Source organism: Streptomyces sp. ActVer (genome assembly GCF_027270795.1).
GTDB classification, from domain to species: domain Bacteria; phylum Actinomycetota; class Actinomycetes; order Streptomycetales; family Streptomycetaceae; genus Streptomyces; species Streptomyces umbrinus_A.
The window spans coordinates 1-20,041 of the sequence record NZ_JAPWHT010000167.1 but is presented as its reverse complement, the minus strand read 5'-3'; the positions used below and the strand labels follow the sequence as shown (position 1 = coordinate 20,041).

Genomic DNA, 20,041 nt, shown 5'->3' with positions numbered 1-20,041 from the left:
GCGATGGCCCCGGCGCGCGCGGCCCGTACATCACCGCCGGCGTCCAGCGCCCGCTGCCCCGCGGCCGACGCCTGTGCCCGCGTGACGGGCGACAGGCTTCCGGCGCCTCCGGGCACGGCCTCGACGGCGGCACGACCACCACCAGCGACCCGCGCACCGGGCACGCCACCGGAACCGCCCTGTTGGGACGGCCCCTGCTGTCCGAGCTGGCCATGAGGCCCGGACGAGCCTGCCGGGCCCGTCGGACCAGCCTGCCCTGCGGGACCGGCCGAACCCGTCCGACCTGGCGGACCGCCCGCCGTTCCGGAGCCGCCCGCCTCACCCTCACCGTCGGCGGTGGGCACCGGGTCGTACCCGCACAGCGCCTCCTCCGCGGCCCCCGCGGCAAGCCCTGTGAGCATCACGCGCCCGTCGTCGCAGACGAGCACCGTGCGCGCGGTGATGTTCCGGTGCACCCATCCATGGCCGTGCAGCACCCGCAGCGCGGTCAGCACGTCGGAGGCCACCTCTGCGGCCCGGTACGGACTCAGCGGCCGCTCCGCGAGCAGCGCCGCCAGTGGCCTCGCGGCCACCATCTCACTCACTATCCACAACGACCCGCCCTCGGCGAACACGTCGAAGACCTGGTCGAGCCGCGGATGGTCGGGGATCTGGGCCGCGGCCTGCGCGGCCTCGATCGCACGCCGCACCGCCGGTTCGGTGGGCCGCCGCGTGGTCCGCGCCGACGGCCGCCGCACTCCGGCGTCCCGGGCCACGAACCCGTCGGGCAGCCCGTCCGCGTCGAGCACCTCCGCCTCGACGATCTCGGGCAACGGCACCTGCCGGACCAGGACTTCCTGCCCGCTGTACGTGTCGAAGGCCCGGGTCTCGGCGAATTCGTACTCGTCCGACGGCGGCAGCGGCAGACGGTAACGGTCGGCGAGTACCCGTCCCGCATAGTCGTCCACGATGCCTCCCCCGCCCGCCCGGTTGGTCAATTCCGCTCGCCATGCGTCCCGTTGTGGTTGCAGATGTGGCTGCGTACGGTCCGCAACCACTCACGATACGTGCCGTAGGCAACCCACAGTGAGGAGATACGAGATCTCAGGAATCTCGTGCCCCTCAGGACTTCGGTTCGAACGACTTCGTAAGCGTCTGCCACGTGTTTTTACGAAGCTCGGTGTCCCACTTCGAGCCCTTCGCGGTGTACATGAGCCCATATCCGAGGCTGCCGTTGACGACGAACCCTCGGTCTATCGACCGATACTGCGTCCCACCGTCCACGTAGGTGAACTCCCAGTCGGCCGTGTTCCAGCCGCGGTAGTCCACCTTCTCTATTCGGATGCGCTTGTACTGCGACCGCTGCATGAACTGCTCTTGGTTCTTCCAGTCCGCCACCGGGTCGCTCTTGGGCGTCGTGGTCCACCCGACCAGCAGCTTCTGCCCGTCAGGACCGGCGAACCGGGACCCGGCCGCACTCGTGGACTCGTACTTCCACCCCTTGGGCAGCCCGATCGAGAACCCCTGCCCGCTCTTGTACGTCTCGGCGGCGCCGTCGCCCGAACCGCTGCCGGAGTCGTCCTTCGAACCGCCGGTCCCGCTCGAAGCGCTCGCACTCGGCGAACTGCCGGTGTTCGCGCCCCCGCCGGCGGAGTCGGTCTTCTCTCCGCTGTCCTTTTCGGTACCGCTGTTCTCGTCCTGCTTGGTGTCGCTGCCCGCGCTCGCCCCGCTGGACGCCGACTTGTCGCCGCCGCCCTTGTTCTCGTTGGTCCCGGAGTCGTCGCCGCCACTGAGCGTGACGGCGAGGATCGTGCCCAGCACGGCCAGCACGACGACCACGGCGACGATCACCAGCGTCCGCCGGGGCACCACATCGGTGAGCGACGCCTTCGGCGCGACGGTCCGCGGATGCGTGTCCCCGGCACCACCCGAACTCCCGCCCACCGAACTGAAGTTCACCTCGGAGGCAGCAGAAGCCGGCCCCTTGGCGGAACGAGCCGAATCCGCGGAGGCAGAACGAGGAGCGGCCTCAGCGGCCGAACCAGAAGCAGAGGCAGCGCCGGCAGCGGCAGCGGGGGAAGAGGAGGGCTCAGCGGGGGTGGAGGGGGAGGGGGAGGGGGAGGCCGCAGGAGCAGCCGAGGCCGAGGCTGAAGTCGAGTTCGAGGCCTTGGCGGCCTTGCCCTCCGCTCCTTCCGGAGTCGCCGGAGCCTCGGTGTCCGCGGCCTTCCCGGCGCCGGCCATCTCCGCACCGGTCTTCCCCGCTCCGACCACCGCGGCAGCACCCGCCGCCGCGGCCGCAGCAACACCCTTGCCCTTCCGCACGGAACGCAGGGCCCCGCGGAACCGCTCCACCGGCTCCTCGCCCTTCTTGCTTCCGCCGGCGGCCCTGCCGCCCGAACTCCCCTTCTTGGCCGGGGCGTCCACCGGAAGCTCAGGCAACGGCACGACCTTCGTCGCGTCCGCCGGCTCCGACTCGTCCTTGGGCTCGGGCGCGTGGATGACCTCGGTGAGCATCGTCCGGGCCCCGGCGTCGTCGAGCCGCTGCTCGGGGTCCTTGACGAGCAGCCCGTAGATGACCTTCTCCAGCGGCCCGGCGTTCTTCGGCTGCTCCATCGGCTCCGTCATCACCGCGGTGAGCGTCGCGATGGCGGAACCCTTGTCGTACGGCGGCACGCCTTCCACCGACGCGTACAGCAGCCCACCGAGCGACCAGAGGTCGGCCGCGGGGCCGGGCTTGTGCCCACGCGCGCGCTCCGGCGAGATGTACGAGGGCGCGCCGACGAGCATGCCGGTCGAGGTGATGGACGGGTCGCCCTCCACCTGCGCGATACCGAAGTCGGTGAGCACGACCCGGCCGTCCTCGGCGATGAGCACGTTCGACGGCTTCACGTCCCGGTGCAGGATGCCCTCGCGGTGCGCCGAACGCAGCACGTCGAGGATGGCCAGTCCCACCTCGGCCGCGCGCTTCGGCGTGAGCAGCCCGTCCTCACGGATGACCTCGGCGAGCGACTTGCCCTCGACGAGTTCCATCACGATCCACGGCCGGTTGTCCTCGTCGACCACGTCGTAGACCGTCACCGCGCCGTTGTTCCGGATCCGCGCGATGGCCTTGGCCTCACGGAAGGTCCGGGTGATCAGCCGCCGCTTCTCGTCCTCGTCGATCCGCGCCGGCAACCGCAGTTCCTTGACCGCGACCGTCCGGCCCAGCGTCTCGTCCTTGGCCCGCCACACGGTGCCCATGCCGCCGCGTCCGAGGACTCCTCCCAGCCGGTATCGCCCGGCGAGAAGACGATCGCTCTCGTCCTGCCGGGATGCTCCCGCGCGCTCCGCCTCCGACATGCGTCCCCTCATGCAACCCGCCCTGACAGAGCCTCCATTGTCACCCACCCGAGCACCGTCCGACGCCCCGGGTGCCCCCTCGCGGAAGCATTCCTTCCCCGCGCCGCCCCTCACCTGCCCCGCCGGTCACCCGGCCGAGCCCGTCCCTCACGATGAGCGGCGACAAGGAAAGGCCTCATGCCACCTCTGAGGACGCTACTGACTCTTCCTGTGTCCCTCCCCCTCCTCGTCCTGACCTCGACCGCCTCGACAACTCCCGCACCCCGCCCGCGGACACCGCCCTCACCCGCTTCGCCCACGCGGCAGCCTCCGCGACGCCCTCACCTTCCGCGTGAACACGGATGCGATCGCAGACCCCCACCTCGAACCGGTCCTGCTCGCCGCCGAGTTCTGCCCCCGCACCCCTTAGAACGACCGGGTTCCGAGCAGAGATCCCAACTCAGGACACTCGTTCGGGTGACACCCGGGAACCCTCCACTCGGATTCCCGGACCGCCACCGCCGTCCCTACAACGGCACGATGTCCGGTGCCCCCAGCCGAGCCGCGTCGGCCGTCAGGTCGTCCGGCTGCCGCTGCGACTCCCGCTCCGCCTCCACCCGCTTCTCGTAGTGCTCGACCTCGCGCTCGATCTGGTCCTTGTCCCAGCCCAGCACCGGCGCCATGAGCTCCGCGGCCTCCCGCGCGCTGCGCGTACCCCGGTCGAAGGTCTCGATCGAGATGCGTGTCCGCCGAGTCAGCACGTCGTCGAGGTGCCGTGCGCCCTCGTGCGAGGCGGCGTAGACGATCTCGGCGCGCAGATAGTCCTCGGCTGCGGGCAGCGGTTCGCCCAGCGAGGCGTCCGCGGCGATGAGATCGAGCAGCTCCTCCGCGAGCGATCCGTACCGGTTCAACAGGTGCTCCACGCGCACCACATGGAGCCCGGTCCGCGCGGCGATCCGGGCTCGCGCGTTCCACAGCGCCCGGTACCCCTCGGCGCCGATCAGCGGGATGTCCTCGGTGACGCACTCCGCGACCCGCTGGTCGAGCCCGTGCACCGCCTCGTCCACCGCGTCCTTGGCCATCACCCGGTACGTCGTGTACTTGCCGCCCGCCACGACCACGAGCCCCGGCACCGGATGCGCCACGGTGTGCTCGCGCGACAGCTTGCTCGTGGCGTCCGACTCGCCGGCGAGCAGCGGCCTCAGCCCCGCGTACACCCCCTCCACGTCATCACGCGTCAGTGGCACGGCCAGTACCGAGTTCACATGCTCCAGCAGGTAGTCGATGTCCGCGCTGGACGCCGCCGGGTGCGCCTTGTCGAGGTCCCAGCCGGTGTCCGTCGTCCCGATGATCCAGTGCCGGCCCCAGGGGATCACGAACAGCACGGACTTCTCCGTACGCAGGATCAGTCCGGTCGTCGAGGTGATCCGGTCCTTCGGTACGACCAGATGGATGCCCTTGGACGCCCGGACATGGAACTGTCCCCTCTCGCCCACCATCGCCTGCGTGTCGTCCGTCCACACCCCGGTGGCGTTGACGACCTGCTTGGCGCGGATCTCGTACTCCCCGCCCCCTTCGACGTCCTGCACCTTGGCACCGACGACACGCTCGCCCTCGCGCAGGAAGCCGGTCACACGCGCGCGGTTGGCGACCTTCGCCCCGTACGCCGCCGCCGTGCGCACCAGGGTCGCTACATAACGGGCGTCGTCCATCTGCGCGTCGTAGTACTGCAGCGCGCCGACCAGGGCGTCCTTCTTCAGGGCGGGGGCGACACGCAGCGCGTGACGGCGTGACAGATGACGGTGCATCGGCAGTCCGCGCCCGCGCCCGCGCGCCATCGACATCGCGTCGTAGAGCGCGACGCCCGAACCCGCGTACAGCCTCTCCCAGCCCTTGTGCTGCAAGGGATACAGGAACGGAACGGGCTTCACGAGATGCGGCGCGAGCCGCTCCAGCAACAGCCCTCGCTCCTTCAGCGCCTCCCGTACGAGCGGGAAGTCGAGCATCTCCAGATAGCGCAGACCTCCGTGGATCAGCTTGCTCGACCGGCTCGACGTGCCCGACGCCCAGTCACGCGCCTCGACCAGACCGGTGGACAGACCACGGGTCACGGCGTCCAGTGCCGTGCCCGCACCGACCACGCCTGCTCCCACGACCAGCACATCCAGCTCGTGCTCGGCCATTCCCGCGAGTGACTCGGCGCGCTCCGCCGGTCCCAGTGTCGCTGTCCGCACAGTTGCCTCCCGCTGTTCTGTCGCGCCCGGCTCACCCGTCCGGCGAGGCCCGGCTCACATCCCCCATGCCCAAATTCTCAACCCGTTGCCCGCCTTCGGCCACCACCAGCCGTCCGCCTGTGGATATCTCTCGGTGACTTCCGGAGAAACACAGCCGAACAATCCCGCAAATCGGTCATATTTACTCCTAGTCTGACATTGCACTCGCCCGTTCTGTCCACAGGGCTTGCGCCCTTGTCCCCCTTCGGTTACTGGGAAGGACGGCCCACCGCCATGCCCGCAGATCTCGCCGTCATCGGTCTCGGCCAGCTCGGCCTGCCCCTGGCCCAGGCCGCCGTCAGCACCGGCATCTCCACACTCGGCTACCAGTGCGGCGACCCCGCACCGCTGGCCGCCGCCGACCTGCGCCGGATGCTCTCGACGGGCTTCCGGCCGGCCACCAACCCGGCCGAACTCGGCCGGGTCCGTACCGCGGTCATCTGCGCGCCGACCCCGCGTGGCGCGGACGGTGCGCTCGACCTGGGCCAACTGGCCGACGCCGCCCGCACCCTGGCCGCACACCTGCGCCCGCACACCACGGTGATCCTGGAGTCCCCCGTGTACCCGGGTACGACCGAGGAATTCCTCCGGCCGCTCCTCGAAGAGGGCTCCGGCCTCCGCGCGGGCCGCGACTTCCACCTCGCGTACTCACCCAGCCGCGTCGATCCGGGCAACCGCGACCACACCCCAGCCAACACCCCGAAGGTCATCGGCGGCCTCACCCCCGCCTGCACCGAGTCGGCCGCCGCCTTCTACGGGCGCCTCACCGACAAGGTCGTACGCGCGCGTGGACCACGAGAAGCGGAGACAGTGCAGCTCCTGGAGACCAACTACCGGCACGTCAACATCGCCCTCGTCAACGAGATGGCGGTCCTCTGCCACGACCTGGGCGTCGACCTGTGGGACGTCATCCGCTGCGCCGAGACCAAGCCGTTCGGCTTCCAGGCCTTCCGCCCCGGCCCCGGCGTCGGCGGCCACGCCGTCCCCCGGGACCTCGCGGGCCCGCGGACCCGCTCCCTGCGCATGGTCGAACTGGCCCAGCAGGTCAACAACCACATGCCCCAGTACGTCATCCAGCGCGCGGCCACGCTCCTCAACGAACACGGCAAGTCCGCCCGCTGCGCCCGGGTGCTCCTCCTCGGCGTCACCTACAAGGCCGACCACGCCGACCAACAGGGCTCCCCCGCCAAGGAGATCGCGACCCGCCTGATGGAACTCGGCGCCGCCGTCAGCTACCACGACCCGCTCGTCCCGTCCTGGAGCATCCTCGACCGCCCGGTCCCCCGCGTGGACTCCCTCTACGAGGCGGCCGCCGACGCGGACCTGACGATCCTCCTCCAGCAACACCGCACGTACGACCTGCAAGGGCTGTCGGTGAAGGCGCAGCTGCTGCTGGACACGCGGGGGGCTACGCCCACGGGGGCGGCGCACCGGTTGTGACCGGGGGCGCGCGGGGCGGTCCCGAGCCTCTGGGGCTGGTGGCACAGAGCGCTCCACGCCGGTACCGTACAAAAGTGGAGGCCACCGCAGCAGGCACTGCGGCAGGCTCCAAGATGGATCACAGAGTGTCCGGCCCCTAGTTGTGATGGGGGCGGCCGCTCACAAAAGGTGGAGCCCACCGCAGGGGCTACTGCGGCAGGCTCCAGGATGGTTCACGGAGTGTCCGCCCCTAATGTGTTTGGGGGCGGCCGCTCACCATCCGTAAATTCGCAAAATCCACCTCCTCCGGCACTTCACCGTCCACAGACGGCTTCGGTCCCAGCGGGTGGGCTTGCGATGGCGGCCCATGGGCGCCCCCTTCCACGACGCCACCCAGAGGCCCGGTGGGCAGCACGTCGGAACTCGGGCCGGGCCCCGACGGCCGGGGTCCGGAACCATGTCCTTGGAAGGGGGCACCCCACACAACTGGGGCGCCGAACAGGGACGTTACCGCCCCGACACGGCCGTCCAGCGCGCATTCGCCCTGAACGCAACCACGCGCCCCCCATCACAAAACGCGCCCCACGAGGCCCAGTTGGGCACACGAAAGGGCCCGGACCACCCCGGCCCGGGCCCCTCGAAGCGCCGTGCGGCTACCGCTTGTGCTGCGAGTCCGCCACAGTGACCTCGACCCGCTGGAACTCCTTGAGCTCGCTGTAGCCGGTCGTGGCCATGGCCCGCCGCAGCGCGCCGAAGAAGTTCATCGAACCGTCGGGCGTGTGCGAGGGGCCGGCGAGGACCTCCTCGATGGTGCCGACCGTGCCGAGGTCGACCTTCTTGCCGCGCGGCAGCTCGTCGTTGACGGCCTCCATGCCCCAGTGGTGTCCCCGGCCGGGAGCGTCGGTGGCGCGCGCGAGCGGGGAGCCCATCATCACGGAGTCGGCGCCGCAGGCGATCGCCTTGGGGAGGTCGCCGGACCAGCCGACACCGCCGTCCGCGATCACGTGCACGTACCTGCCGCCGGACTCGTCCATGTAGTCGCGGCGGGCCGCGGCCACGTCGGCGACCGCGGTGGCCATCGGGACCTGGATGCCCAGCACGTTGCGCGTGGTGTGCGCGGCGCCGCCGCCGAAGCCGACGAGGACACCGGCCGCGCCCGTACGCATCAGGTGCAGGGCCGCCGTGTACGTGGCGCAGCCGCCGACGATCACCGGGACGTCCAGCTCGTAGATGAACTGCTTCAGGTTCAGCGGCTCGGAGGCACCGGACACGTGCTCGGCCGACACCGTCGTACCGCGGATGACGAAGATGTCGACGCCCGCGTCCACGACGGCCTTGGAGAACTGGGCGGTGCGCTGCGGGGAGAGCGCGGCCGCGGTGACCACGCCCGAGTCGCGCACCTCCTTGATGCGCTGCCCGATCAGCTCCTCCTTGATGGGAGCCGCGTAGATCTCCTGGAGACGGCGGGTCGCGGAGTCCACGTCCAGCTCCGCGATCTCGTCGAGGAGCGGCTGCGGGTCCTCGTACCTCGTCCAGAGGCCTTCGAGGTTCAGGACGCCCAGGCCGCCGAGCTCGCCGATACGGATGGCGGTCTGCGGGGAGACGACCGAGTCCATGGGGGCGGCCAGGAACGGCAGCTCGAAGCGGTAGGCGTCGATCTGCCAGGCGATCGAGACCTCCTTCGGGTCTCGCGTACGGCGGCTCGGGACGACGGCGATGTCGTCGAAGGCGTACGCCCGGCGGCCGCGCTTGCCGCGCCCGATCTCGATCTCAGTCACGTGTGTGGCCTTTCCCTCTTCGCTTCTGCGCCTCCCAGTATCCCCGACACCAACGACGAGGGCGGTCCCGGATGCTCCGGGACCGCCCTCGTCTCAGGTGTCGGCTGGGTGGCGACTACTGGTTACGGCTGTAGTTCGGCGCCTCGACCGTCATCTGGATGTCGTGCGGGTGGCTCTCCTTGAGACCCGCCGACGTGATCCGTACGAAGCGGCCCTTGGTCTCCATCTCGTCGATGGAGGCGGCGCCTACGTAGCCCATGGTCTGGCGGAGACCGCCGACGAGCTGGTGCAGGACGTTGGCCAGCGGGCCGCGGTAGGGCACCTGACCCTCGATGCCCTCGGGCACGAGCTTGTCGTCGGAGGCCACCTCGGCCTGGAAGTAGCGGTCCTTCGAGTACGACCTGCCCTGGCCGCGGGACTGCATGGCGCCGAGCGAGCCCATGCCGCGGTACGACTTGAACTGCTTGCCGTTGATGAAGAGCAGCTCGCCGGGCGACTCCTCACAGCCGGCGAGGAGGCTGCCGAGCATCACCGTGTCGGCGCCGGCGGCCAGTGCCTTGCCGATGTCTCCGGAGTACTGCAGTCCGCCGTCGCCGATCACCGGGACGCCCGCGGCGCGGGCCGCGAGGGCGGCTTCGTAGATGGCGGTGACCTGCGGGACGCCGATGCCGGCGACCACACGGGTGGTACAGATCGAGCCGGGGCCCACGCCCACCTTGACGCCGTCGACACCGGCGTCCACGAGCGCCTGGGCGCCGTCACGGGTGGCGACGTTTCCGCCGATCACGTCGACGCCGACGCTCGACTTGATCTTCGCCATCCAGTTGAGGGCGTTGCTGTTGTGCCCGTGCGAGGTGTCGACGATCAGAAAGTCGGCACCGGCCTCGGCGAGCGCCTGCGCCCGGTCCAGGGCCTCGGGGCTCGCGCCGACCGCGGCACCCACGAGGAGACGGCCCTCGCCGTCCTTCGCCGCGCTCGGGTACTTCTCGGCCTTCACGAAGTCCTTGACCGTGATGAGGCCCTTGAGGATGCCCGCGTCGTCGACGAGCGGAAGCTTCTCGATCTTGTGGCGGCGGAGCAGCTGCATGGCGTCGTTGCCCGAGATGCCGACCTTGCCGGTGACCAGGGGCATCGGGGTCATGACCTCGCGCACCTGACGGGAGCGGTCGGTCTCGAAGGCCATGTCGCGGTTGGTGACGATGCCGAGCAGCTTCTTGTTGCCGTCGGTGACCGGCACGCCGCTGATCCGGAACTTGGCGCACAGCGCGTCGGCCTCGGCGAGCGTCGCGTCCGGGTGCACCGTGATCGGGTCGGTGACCATGCCGGACTCGGAGCGCTTCACGAGGTCGACCTGGTTGACCTGGTCCTCGATGGACAGGTTCCGGTGCAGTACGCCGACACCGCCCTGCCGGGCCATGGCGATCGCCATGCGCGACTCGGTCACCTTGTCCATCGCCGCGGACAGCAGCGGGATGTTCACGCGCACGTTGCGGGAGATCCGGGACGAGGTGTCGACCGCGTTGGGCAGCACCTCGGATGCGCCCGGCAGCAGCAGCACGTCGTCGTAGGTCAGCCCGAGTGTCGCGAATTTCTCGGGCACTCCGTCGACGTTTGCAGTCATGACACCTTCCCCAAATGGCCTTGATCGGTGCGGATGTCCATGCTAACGGGAAGCATGGCTCTCTCATTCCACGGTTACGGGTGCCCCTGGGCTTCGTAGCTTCGTACGTGGAGGACGACCGCCGCGTTCATCCGGCGCCCGCCCGCCGGGGGCACGGGCCTTGGGCGGGCCGTGCCCTGCGTCGCCGCCCCGCGCCTCGCCCGGGACGGCGGAAAAAAATTTGCCGTACTCATGAGAAAGCCCACCCTGCCGGGAAGGCCCGCGCGGCGATCCACGGGCCGGCTCACCAGTCGTGCGACCGCGCGTCGGCTTGGCCCGCCAGTCGAGAAGCCCGCGAAGTCCGCCTACTGCTCCGCCAGTGCCCGCAAACGGCTCAGCGCCCTGTGCTGGGCCACCCGGACCGCGCCCGGTGACATCCCCAGCATCTGGCCCGTCTCCTCGGCCGTGAGGCCCACCGCGATCCTCAGCAGGAGGAGCTCCCGCTGGTTCTCGGGGAGGTTGGCCATGAGTTTCTTGGCCCACTCGGCGTCGCTGCTGAGGAGGGCACGCTCCTCGGGGCCGAGCGAGTCGTCCGGCCGCTCGGGCATCTCGTCCGACGGCACGGCCGTCGAGCCGGGATGGCGCATCGCGGCGCGCTGCAGATCGGCGACCTTGTGCGCGGCGATGGCGAAGACGAAGGCCTCGAAGGGGCGCCCGGTGTCCTTGTACCGCGGCAGTGCGAGGAGCACCGCGACACAGACCTCCTGCGCCAGGTCCTCCACGAAGTGCCGTGCGTCACCCGGAAGTCGGGACAGACGTGTGCGGCAGTAGCGGATCGCGAGGGGATGGACATGGGCGAGCAGGTCGTGCGTGGCCTGCTCGTCTCCGTCGACCGCGCGATGGACGAGCGCACCGATTGCCCCTTGGGCAGTGGCCGCCTCGTCGTCACGCATCGGTCCATGGTGCCTTGGCGTCGTCCTGTCCGTGGCACCGCGTCCGTAGTTGTGCACCGAAGCGTTATGAGCAGGTGCGCCGGAACTCATCTCCTGCGCCCTCCCCTCCCGCTCGACCGACTCGTTCCCGAGGAACTCCACACCTCAAGGATGCGGCATCCGCCGGGAAACGGGGATCGCCCGCCGGAACGGCCGGTTTCGATCCCCCGTCGGGTCCGGCCCCACCCGCCGTGCGGCGGGCGGGGACACCCGTACCCCCGCGGCGGTCCACCTAGCGGACCAGGCCCCATCGGAACCCGAGCGCCACCGCGTGCGCGCGGTCCGAGGCGCCGAGCTTCTTGAAGAGCCGCCGGGCGTGGGTCTTGACGGTGTCCTCGGAGAGGAACAGCTCACGGCCGATCTCCGCGTTCGACCGGCCGTGGCTCATGCCCTCCAGGACCTGGATCTCACGCGCGGTGAGCGTCGGCGCGGCCCCCATCTCGGCCGACCGCAGTCTGCGCGGCGCGAGCCGCCAGGTCGGATCGGCGAGAGCCTGGGTGACGGTCGCACGCAGCTCCGCACGGGAGGCGTCCTTGTGGAGATAGCCACGGGCACCGGCGGCGACCGCGAGTGCGACACCGTCCAGGTCCTCGGCGACGGTGAGCATGATGATGCGCGCACCGGGGTCGGCGGACAGCAGCCGCCGGACCGTCTCCACGCCGCCCAGACCGGGCATGCGTACGTCCATCAGAATCAGATCCGAACGGTCGGCACCCCAGCGGCGGAGGACTTCCTCGCCGTTGGCCGCCGTGGTCACGCGCTCTACGCCGGGCACGGTCGCCACCGCACGGCGGAGCGCCTCTCGGGCAAGCGGGGAGTCGTCGCAGACGAGGACGGATGTCATGGCCGTCCTCCGCAGCTGATGCGCGTCACCTTGAGCCTCCAGGCTGGTACGAATCGTCACCTGTGCGGTTGACGCTCTCGGACGCTTGCCCGAGCGCTTGTTCTTTCAACCGCCTCCGCACTCTCAACGACGGTCACCCGAAAGAGTTACGGGGCGGTGAGCCACGTTCGGCACTCTACGTGAGGGCACGGACACGGTGGAGACACCCACGGCGGACCCTCAAGGTTTCATCACAACCCATGCCCCATTCAGCCGCTTTTCTTCCCATTTACTGGTGTCTGAGGCTAGATTCGCAATGAGTCATATTTTCATCTCCTTAGATCGTAGATGTACGGTCATGGGCACGTAACCGCCCAGAACGGCTACAAGGGGACAACGAAATGGCAGATTTCTCCCGCCTTCCCGGACCGAACGCGGATCTGTGGGACTGGCAGCTCCTCGCGGCTTGCCGCGGGGTCGACAGCTCGCTCTTCTTCCACCCGGAGGGCGAGCGCGGTGCGGCACGGAGCGCTCGTGAGAACTCGGCCAAAGAGGTCTGCATGAGGTGCCCGGTACGCGCGGAGTGCGCGGCGCACGCCCTGGCGGTGCGCGAGCCGTACGGCGTGTGGGGTGGCCTCACCGAGGACGAGCGCGAGGAACTCATGGGGCGGGCGCGCAACCGCCTGGTCTCGGCGTCGGCGTCGACGTCCGGCGGAGGCACTCCGTCACACCACTGAAGGAACGTTTCTTCGAACGGGCACGCGCGCGTGCCCCTGATTTCCGACAGACCAACCCTCCGACAGGCCGGCCTTCGAGCAGGTCAGCCACCTTCCCGACGGGTCAGCGCGCCGCGGCCCGGGCCAGGTGATCCAACGTGGCCGCCACCGCGGGCACCTGAGCGAGGTCCGGCAAGGTGAGCGCGACGATCTCCCGCCGCAGCGCGGGTTCGACCATCACCGTGCGCGCACCCTTGGGGCGTACGGACTCGATGGCGAGCTCCGGCAGGACCGCGACCCCGAGGCCCGCTCCGACCAGGCCGACCACGGCCGGGTAGTCGTCGGTCGCGAAGTCGATACGGGGTGTGAAGCCCGCGCTCTCGCAGACCTCGACCAGTTGGCCGCGGCAGCGGGGGCAGCCGGCGATCCACGGCTCGTCGGCGAGTTCGCCGATGGCGACCGTCCGTGCGCGGGCCAGCCGGTGCCCTTCGGGGACCAGGCCCACCAGCCGGTCCTTGAGCAGGGGCCGTACCACCAGGTCGTCCCACTCCTCGGCGCCCGCCGCGCCCTCGTACCGGAACGCGAGTGTGACGTCGCAGTCGCCCTCGCGCAGCATCTCGACCGAGCGCGGCGGCTCGGCCTCCTCCAGGGAGACACGGGTGCCGGGGTGCGCGGCGCGCAGGGCGGCGAGCGCTGCCGGTACGAGCGTGGAGCTGCCGCTGGGGAAGGAGACGAGCCGGACCCGGCCTGCCCGCAGGCCCGCGATCGCGGAGACCTCCTCCTCGGCGGCCGTCAGCCCGGCGATGATGCCCGCGGCATGCCGTACGAGAGCCTCGCCGGCCTGGGTCAGCCGCATCTCGCGGCCCGTGCGGATCAGCAGGGGCGTGCCGACGGAGGTCTCCAGGGCCTTCATCTGCTGGCTGACGGCGGGCTGGGTGCAGCCCAGTTCACGCCCCGCCGCCGAGAAGGAGCCGGTGGCGGCGACGGCGCGCAGCACACGGAGATGACGGGCCTCGATCACCCTCCGAGCATAAGCGAATCTTGGATACGGCGACGAATATTGCGCTGCTGCTTTGACTCACGCCGTCCAACGTGAAGTCATGAAGCTTCTGTCTGTCAACTACCCGTCGCTGGAGCGACGGGCTTGCTGCTCGGGTTCGCCAATGGCTTCGGTGGTCCCGGCTGCGTCCAGCTCTCACGCTCGATGGCGTCGCCGGTCAGACGATGAGGGTGAGAGCAGGGGCCTGTGACTCGGCCCCGCGGACCCACGCGTACCAGCCGCGGTGGCTGATGTTGTGGGACGAGTTGCGGTCGGCGTGCTCAGCGAAGCCGCACGACCGGCAGACGAACACGGCCTGGGAGGGCCGGTTGGCTTTCTCGACGTGGTGACAGCGGGAGCATTCCCGGCTGGTGTACGCCGGATCGACGTACACCACCGGGACCCCGGCGCGTTTCGCCTTGTAGGCAATGAACGCGCCGAGCTGGTGAAACGACCAGGAGTGCAGCGTGACGCGCTGGGGCTTTCTCAGCCGTGCCCGCTCGCGGATGCCCGTCAGGTCTTCCAGGGCGATTCCGCGACCGGTGCGTTGAGCCTCCGCCACGATGCGCTTGCTGATCTTGTGGTTGATGTCGCGGGCCCGGCGCTTCTCCTTGCCCGCATGCTTCTTCGCCCGCCGCTTGGCGGACCTGGTGTTTTTCCTCTGCAGCTTGGTACGCAGCTTCCGGTCGGCTTCACGGCGCCGGTTCAGACGGCGCCCGCTGTGCCGCTCGCCCGTGGAGGAGGTGGCGATGTTGACGATGCCCAGGTCCACCCCGGCGAACCCCACCGGGTGCGTGTTCCCCTTGGCCTCGGCGATGTCGCAGGTCACCAGCAGGTACCACTGCCCGCCCCGGCACAGCAGATCGGACTCACCTTTGCGGTGCGCGGCCACCACTGCCAGTTGCCCCGGCTCGCCGGTGAACGCGACGTTCTTCATCCGCCCGGCCGTGGTCCAGATCGACACTGTGCGCTGCTCGTGCTGCCAGGACAACATCCGGTCGTCATAGGGCTGCGCGGCGTCCGTGCGGAAGGTGACCGGCTTGCCAGCTGCCTTCTCGTACTGCTTGGAGCCGGGTTTGCCGTGGTTTCCGTTACGGAGGTTGGCGCGCAGCGTGGTGTAGGCGTCGCAGGTCTTCTTGATCGCGTGCTGGGCGGCCTGCGCACCCAGATTCCACCGGGTCTTGATCTGCTGGTAGGTGTGCTTGCGCAGGGCCAAGGGTTTGGCCGCCTTCTCCTCGAAGGCGACGTGGGCGGCCCAGGTGGCGGCGTTGTTGCAGGCATCCAGGGTCGCCTCAAGTGCCGCCGCCTGCACGGGCGTCGGCAGGATCTTGACCCGCACCACCAGCTTCATGACCATGAACGTACACACCCGTACGAGCAGCCACCACGCGTTCCCCTCCCCTCACCCGAACGAGCGACCCCTCGTCCCACGCGTCCCACGACGACAGCCCAGACACGGCCCGACTCCGCCGGGAGTCACCTGGCCGCCCCCGGCCCGATACCGCGGTTCTCCACTCCGCACCGCCGCCACCAGATGCGATTCCTCCCGGGCAGCAACGCCCGGGGTTTCTCGCAAAAACAGGCTGAAGAAGGCCCGGGAGTACGTGGAGAAGTACGGCCGGGACGCGAGGTGAGCCGAGACCGCCGTCCCGCCGGGTGAGTTGGAGGGGCCCGGGACCGGCGGGCGGCCCGGACACTTCCGCGCAAATCCCACCGCCGTCCGCCGCGCCCCGAAGGCCTGGAGATGACGCGGCAGTTCGTCGTTGTGGAGGTTGTGGGGAAGGGACAGCCGACGGGTGCACTTTCGGGTCATTCGGCGCACGGACAGCATGAGACAGGTCACTAATCTTGGGCCATGACAACGGCTCTGATTACGGGATCGACCGCGGGCATCGGTGCCGCCTTCGCGCGGCGGCTCGCCTCCGACGGGCACAACCTCGTGCTGGTGGCGCGTGACAAGAAGCGGCTCGGCGAGCAGGCGACGGAACTGCACGACCGGCACGGCATCGAGGCGGAGGTACTGACTGCGGATCTGGCGACGGACGAGGGCATCGAGGCGGTGGCCGCCCGGCTCTCGGACCGCAAGAACGCGGTCGACCTGCTGATCAACAACGCGGGCTTCGGCAACAAGGGCCTCTATCTGGACGTACCGATGGCGGACGAGCTGAAGATGCTCAAGGTGCACTGCGAGGCGGTGCTCCGACTGACGTCGGCGGCGGCCGAGTCCATGCGGGCGCGCGGGCGCGGCGGTGTCGTGAACGTGGCGTCCACGGCCGCGTTCGTGCCGCGCGGCACGTACGGGGCGTCGAAGGCGTGGGTCGTGCAGTTCACGCAGGGCGTGGCGAAGGACCTGTCCGGCAGCGGTGTCCGGCTGATGGCGCTGTGCCCCGGGTTCGTGCGGACCGAGTTCCACGAGCGGGCCGGGATGGGCACGGACAACATCCCGAACTGGATGTGGCTGGACGCCGACAAGGTGGTCACGGCCGCGCTGGCCGACCTGGCGCGGGGCAAGTCGCTGTCCATTCCGGATCCGCGCTACAAGGCCCTGATGGGTGTCGCGAAGGTGACCCCGCGGGCGTTGCTCAGCGGGATCACTTCGAAGACAGGGCGGAAGTACGGGCCGAAGTGAACCCGGTGGTGCGCGGTGACGCGGACGGGCACTTAGGCAGCGGCACAGGCGGCACAGGAACAGGCGCAGGAGCAGGTACAAGCACAGCCCCAGGCGCAGACTCAGGTGGAATCCCCTTCGGCCGAAAACGGCAGGAGGGGATTTTCACTAAAATGGGCGTATTCAACCGGACTCGAAGTGCCGGGAGGCAGCGCCATGACTTTCGTACAGCTGATCGACTGCAAGACCAGCCGGATCGACGAGATGAACCGGCTCATGGACACCTGGGTCGAGCAGACCAAGGGCAAGCGGACCGCGACGCACAACGTGATCGGGAAGGACCGGCACGACGCCGGGCACTTCATCGAGATCGTGGAGTTTCCGTCGTTCGAGGAGGCGATGCGGAACTCGAGCCTTCCGGAGACCGACCGGATCTTCCGCGAGATGGTGGCGCTCTGTGACGAGATGCCGACGTTCACGGATCTGGACGTGGTGCGGGACGAGCGGCTCTACAAGGCCAGCGTCCGCAATCTCTTCGGGCTGCTCGCCGGGAAGGGCACGCTGCCGTCGTGGGACGAGACCGTCGCGGAGAACTACCACGACCATGATCCGGCCAACGAGCAGGACGTGATCGGGATGGACGCCATGCGCCGCGAGGTGGAGATGTGGCGGGCCGGGTTCGACTTCGCGTTCACCATCGAGGACCAGATCTCCGACGGCGACCGGGTCTGTACGCGCTGGACCTGGAACGGCACCCACAAGGGTGACTTCATGGGGATACCGGGCAGCGGCAAGAAGGTCACCATGACCGGCATGACCATTCACCGGTGCCGCGAGGACGGCAAGGTCGTCGAGGGGTGGTGGCAGTACGACCGGCTGGGGCTGATGGACCAGCTCGGGGTGCTGGACCAGCTGGAGGTCTGACCGCGCCGGGCCGCGGCGGCGACAGCACGAAACCCCGGCAGCACGAAGGCCCGGTCCCCCGCGACGGGGTACCGGGCCTTCGCCGGGCGCTCAAAGGGACGTACGCCCCCTCGGGCCGCCCGGAAGCGGCTTGCGCCTAGTGGGAGTGGCCGTGACCGTGGCCGTGACCCGCGTCGCCCTCTTCCTCGGCCGGCTTCTCGACGACCAGGGTCTCGGTCGTGAGGAGCAGGGAGGCGATGGAGGCGGCGTTCTCCAGGGCGGAGCGGGTGACCTTGACCGGGTCGATGACGCCCTGCTTGACCAGGTCGCCGTACTCGCCGGTCGCGGCGTTGAAGCCCTGGCCCTTGTCGAGCTCGGCGACCTTGGAGGTGATGACGTAACCCTCCAGGCCGGCGTTCTCGGCGATCCAGCGCAGCGGCTCGACTGCGGCCTTGCGGACGACCGCGACACCCGTCGCCTCGTCGCCGGTCTTGCCGAGGTTGCCCTCCAGGACCTTCACGGCGTGGACGAGCGCGGAGCCACCACCGGAGACGATGCCCTCCTCGACCGCGGCGCGGGTCGCGGAGATGGCGTCCTCCAGACGGTGCTTCTTCTCCTTGAGCTCCACCTCGGTGGCGGCGCCGACCTTGATGACGCACACGCCGCCGGCCAGCTTCGCGAGGCGCTCCTGGAGCTTCTCGCGGTCCCAGTCGGAGTCGGTGTTCTCGATCTCGGCCTTGATCTGGTTGACACGGCCGGCCACGGCACCGGTGTCGCCACCGCCGTCGACGATGACCGTGTCGTCCTTCGAGATGGTGACGCGGCGGGCGGTGCCCAGCACGTCGAGGCCGACCTGGTCGAGCTTGAGGCCGACCTCCTCGGCGATGACCTCGGCGCCGGTGAGCGCGGCCATGTCACCGAGCATCGCCTTGCGGCGGTCACCGAAGCCGGGGGCCTTCACGGCGACGGCGTTGAACGTGCCGCGGATCTTGTTCACGACCAGGGTCGACAGGGCCTCGCCCTCGACGTCCTCGGCGATGATCAGCAGCGGCTTGGAGGAGTTGGTCTGGATGACCTTCTCCAGCAGCGGCAGCATGTCCTGGATGGAGGAGATCTTGCCCTGGTGGATCAGGATGTACGGGTCGTCCAGGACGGCTTCCATGCGCTCCTGGTCCGTCACGAAGTACGGCGACAGGTAGCCCTTGTCGAAGGCCATGCCCTCGGTGAAGTCCAGCTCCAGACCGAAGGTGTTGGACTCCTCGACGGTGATGACACCGTCCTTGCCGACCTTGTCCATCGCCTCGGCGATGAGCTCGCCGACCTGGCTGTCCTGGGCGGACAGACCGGCGACGGCGGCGATGTCGGACTTCTCGTCGATCGGGCGCGCGGTCGCGAGGAGCTCCTCGGAGACCGCGGCGACGGCCGCGTCGATGCCCTTCTTCAGGAGGGCGGGGGACGCGCCGGCGGCGACGTTCTTCAGGCCCTCGCGGACGAGCGCCTGGGCCAGCACGGTGGCGGTGGTCGTACCGTCACCCGCGATGTCGTTGGTCTTGGTCGCCACCTCCTTCACCAGCTGGGCGCCGAGGTTCTCGTACGGGTCGTCGATCTCGACCTCGCGGGCGATCGTGACACCGTCGTTGGTGATGGTGGGTGCGCCGAACTTCTTGTCGATGACGACGTTGCGGCCCTTGGGGCCGATCGTCACCTTGACCGTGTCGGCAAGCTTGTTGACGCCGCGCTCGAGGGCGCGACGGGCGTCCTCGTCGAACTTCAGGATCTTCGCCATGGGAGCGGTTCAGCCCTCTCGGAAAACGTGGGTGAAACGAACTGCGCCCCCGACGCCCGGCTTCATAAGGTCGCGGGGGCCAGGGGCGCAGTTCACTGCAATGCTGGTAATGCCGGGTGAATTACTTCTCGACGATCGCGAGCACGTCGCGAGCCGAGAGGACGAGGTACTCCTCGCCGTTGTACTTCACCTCGGTGCCGCCGTACTTGCTGTACAGCACGACATCGCCGGTCTTGACGTCGAGCGGAAGACGCTCGCCGTTCTCGAAGCGGCCCGGGCCAACGGCCAGGACGACGCCCTCCTGGGGCTTCTCCTTGGCGGTGTCCGGGATGACCAGGCCAGAGGCCGTGGTCTGCTCGGCGTCGAGCGGCTGGACCACAATGCGGTCCTCAAGCGGCTTGATGGCAACCTTGGAGCTGGTGGTCGTCACGATCCGACCTCCCCCTTCGGAGATCTCACGGGGTTAACTGTCTGAGGTGGCGACCAGGTGGATCCGTCGTCGCGGGTGCCGGACCTGCCCGTCGCTATTGGCACTCTCCTGCGGTGAGTGCCAGACCTGAGACTATGACTGTGATTAGCACTCGGTCAAGCGGAGTGCCAATTGCCTCCGGCGGTCAGGGGTTGTCCGGCGCCCGGTGCCAGGGGTGAACGCCCCTGGGGGCTGCCGCCCCCAGACCCCCGCTCATCGGCCTGAACGGCCTCGTCCTCAAACGCCGGACGGGCTGAGTGTGTCGGCCCCGGCTGCGAAATCTTCAGCCCCTCCGGCGTTTGAGGAGCGGGGGTTCGGGGGCTGGCCCCCGAGTAGTG

15 protein-coding genes are annotated in these 20,041 nt (G+C 69.5%); 4 read left to right on the top strand and 11 right to left on the bottom strand.

The window, feature by feature from the left end:
* From O3Q52_RS25820 to O3Q52_RS25810, 3 genes are all read right to left on the bottom strand, one after another.
* On the bottom strand, positions 1–947 hold a 947-nt coding region (locus O3Q52_RS25820), incomplete at its 3' end, for a protein kinase (protein WP_269651133.1).
* Positions 948–1,101: 154 nt separating this feature from the next.
* On the bottom strand, positions 1,102–3,318 hold the full coding sequence (locus O3Q52_RS25815; protein ID WP_269651132.1) for a serine/threonine-protein kinase: 2,217 nt from the start codon (positions 3,316–3,318) through the stop codon (positions 1,102–1,104).
* Positions 3,319–3,824: 506 nt separating this feature from the next.
* Positions 3,825–5,531 (bottom strand): glycerol-3-phosphate dehydrogenase/oxidase, encoded by a 1,707-nt coding sequence (locus O3Q52_RS25810; RefSeq protein ID WP_269651131.1) that lies wholly within the window; start codon positions 5,529–5,531, stop codon positions 3,825–3,827.
* Between the two features lie 273 nt (positions 5,532–5,804).
* Between O3Q52_RS25810 and O3Q52_RS25805 the strand changes: the two genes are divergently transcribed.
* Positions 5,805–7,010, top strand: coding sequence for a nucleotide sugar dehydrogenase (locus O3Q52_RS25805; protein ID WP_269651130.1), 1,206 nt, complete (start codon positions 5,805–5,807; stop codon positions 7,008–7,010).
* Positions 7,011–7,642: 632 nt separating this feature from the next.
* Here the strand turns inward: O3Q52_RS25805 and O3Q52_RS25800 are convergent.
* From O3Q52_RS25800 to O3Q52_RS25785, 4 genes are all read right to left on the bottom strand, one after another.
* The gene (locus tag O3Q52_RS25800; protein WP_269651129.1) at positions 7,643–8,767 is read right to left on the bottom strand and encodes a GuaB3 family IMP dehydrogenase-related protein; all 1,125 of its coding nucleotides are present in this window, start codon (positions 8,765–8,767) and stop codon (positions 7,643–7,645) included.
* A 115-nt stretch (positions 8,768–8,882) separates the two neighbouring features.
* Complete coding sequence (gene guaB / locus O3Q52_RS25795; RefSeq protein ID WP_055612679.1) at positions 8,883–10,388, bottom strand: IMP dehydrogenase; 1,506 nt, start codon at positions 10,386–10,388, stop codon at positions 8,883–8,885.
* Between the two features lie 344 nt (positions 10,389–10,732).
* Positions 10,733–11,320, bottom strand: a complete 588-nt coding sequence (locus tag O3Q52_RS25790; RefSeq protein WP_055612680.1) for a sigma-70 family RNA polymerase sigma factor — start codon at positions 11,318–11,320, stop codon at positions 10,733–10,735.
* A gap of 271 nt (positions 11,321–11,591) precedes the next feature.
* Positions 11,592–12,203: a response regulator transcription factor gene (locus O3Q52_RS25785; protein WP_003948568.1), complete on the bottom strand. Its 612-nt coding sequence runs from the start codon at positions 12,201–12,203 to the stop codon at positions 11,592–11,594.
* Between the two features lie 380 nt (positions 12,204–12,583).
* Between O3Q52_RS25785 and O3Q52_RS25780 the strand changes: the two genes are divergently transcribed.
* A complete protein-coding gene (locus O3Q52_RS25780; protein WP_189837172.1) occupies positions 12,584–12,919 on the top strand; it encodes a WhiB family transcriptional regulator in 336 nt (111 codons plus the stop codon).
* Positions 12,920–13,022: 103 nt separating this feature from the next.
* Here the strand turns inward: O3Q52_RS25780 and O3Q52_RS25775 are convergent, their stop codons facing one another.
* Together O3Q52_RS25775 and O3Q52_RS25770 are read right to left on the bottom strand one after the other, a co-directional pair.
* On the bottom strand, positions 13,023–13,919 hold the full coding sequence (locus tag O3Q52_RS25775; protein WP_269651128.1) for a LysR family transcriptional regulator: 897 nt from the start codon (positions 13,917–13,919) through the stop codon (positions 13,023–13,025).
* 196 nt (positions 13,920–14,115) lie between these two features.
* Positions 14,116–15,288: a transposase gene (locus tag O3Q52_RS25770; RefSeq protein ID WP_269651127.1), complete on the bottom strand. Its 1,173-nt coding sequence runs from the start codon at positions 15,286–15,288 to the stop codon at positions 14,116–14,118.
* A gap of 504 nt (positions 15,289–15,792) precedes the next feature.
* On the opposite strand from O3Q52_RS25770, the gene O3Q52_RS25765 reads away from it, so the two are divergent.
* Both O3Q52_RS25765 and O3Q52_RS25760 read left to right on the top strand, forming a co-directional pair.
* Positions 15,793–16,566 carry an SDR family oxidoreductase gene (locus O3Q52_RS25765; protein WP_269651126.1) on the top strand — a complete coding sequence of 258 codons (774 nt, stop codon included), beginning with the start codon at positions 15,793–15,795 and terminating at the stop codon, positions 16,564–16,566.
* A gap of 195 nt (positions 16,567–16,761) precedes the next feature.
* A complete protein-coding gene (locus O3Q52_RS25760; protein ID WP_269651125.1) occupies positions 16,762–17,469 on the top strand; it encodes an ester cyclase in 708 nt (235 codons plus the stop codon).
* Between the two features lie 136 nt (positions 17,470–17,605).
* Here O3Q52_RS25760 and groL read toward each other — a convergent pair whose 3' ends face one another.
* Complete coding sequence (gene groL / locus O3Q52_RS25755) at positions 17,606–19,234, bottom strand: chaperonin GroEL (RefSeq protein WP_269651124.1); 1,629 nt, start codon at positions 19,232–19,234, stop codon at positions 17,606–17,608.
* A gap of 121 nt (positions 19,235–19,355) precedes the next feature.
* Positions 19,356–19,664, bottom strand: coding sequence for a co-chaperone GroES (gene groES, locus O3Q52_RS25750; RefSeq protein WP_015035628.1), 309 nt, complete (start codon positions 19,662–19,664; stop codon positions 19,356–19,358).
* Between the last annotated feature and the right edge of the window lie 377 nt (positions 19,665–20,041).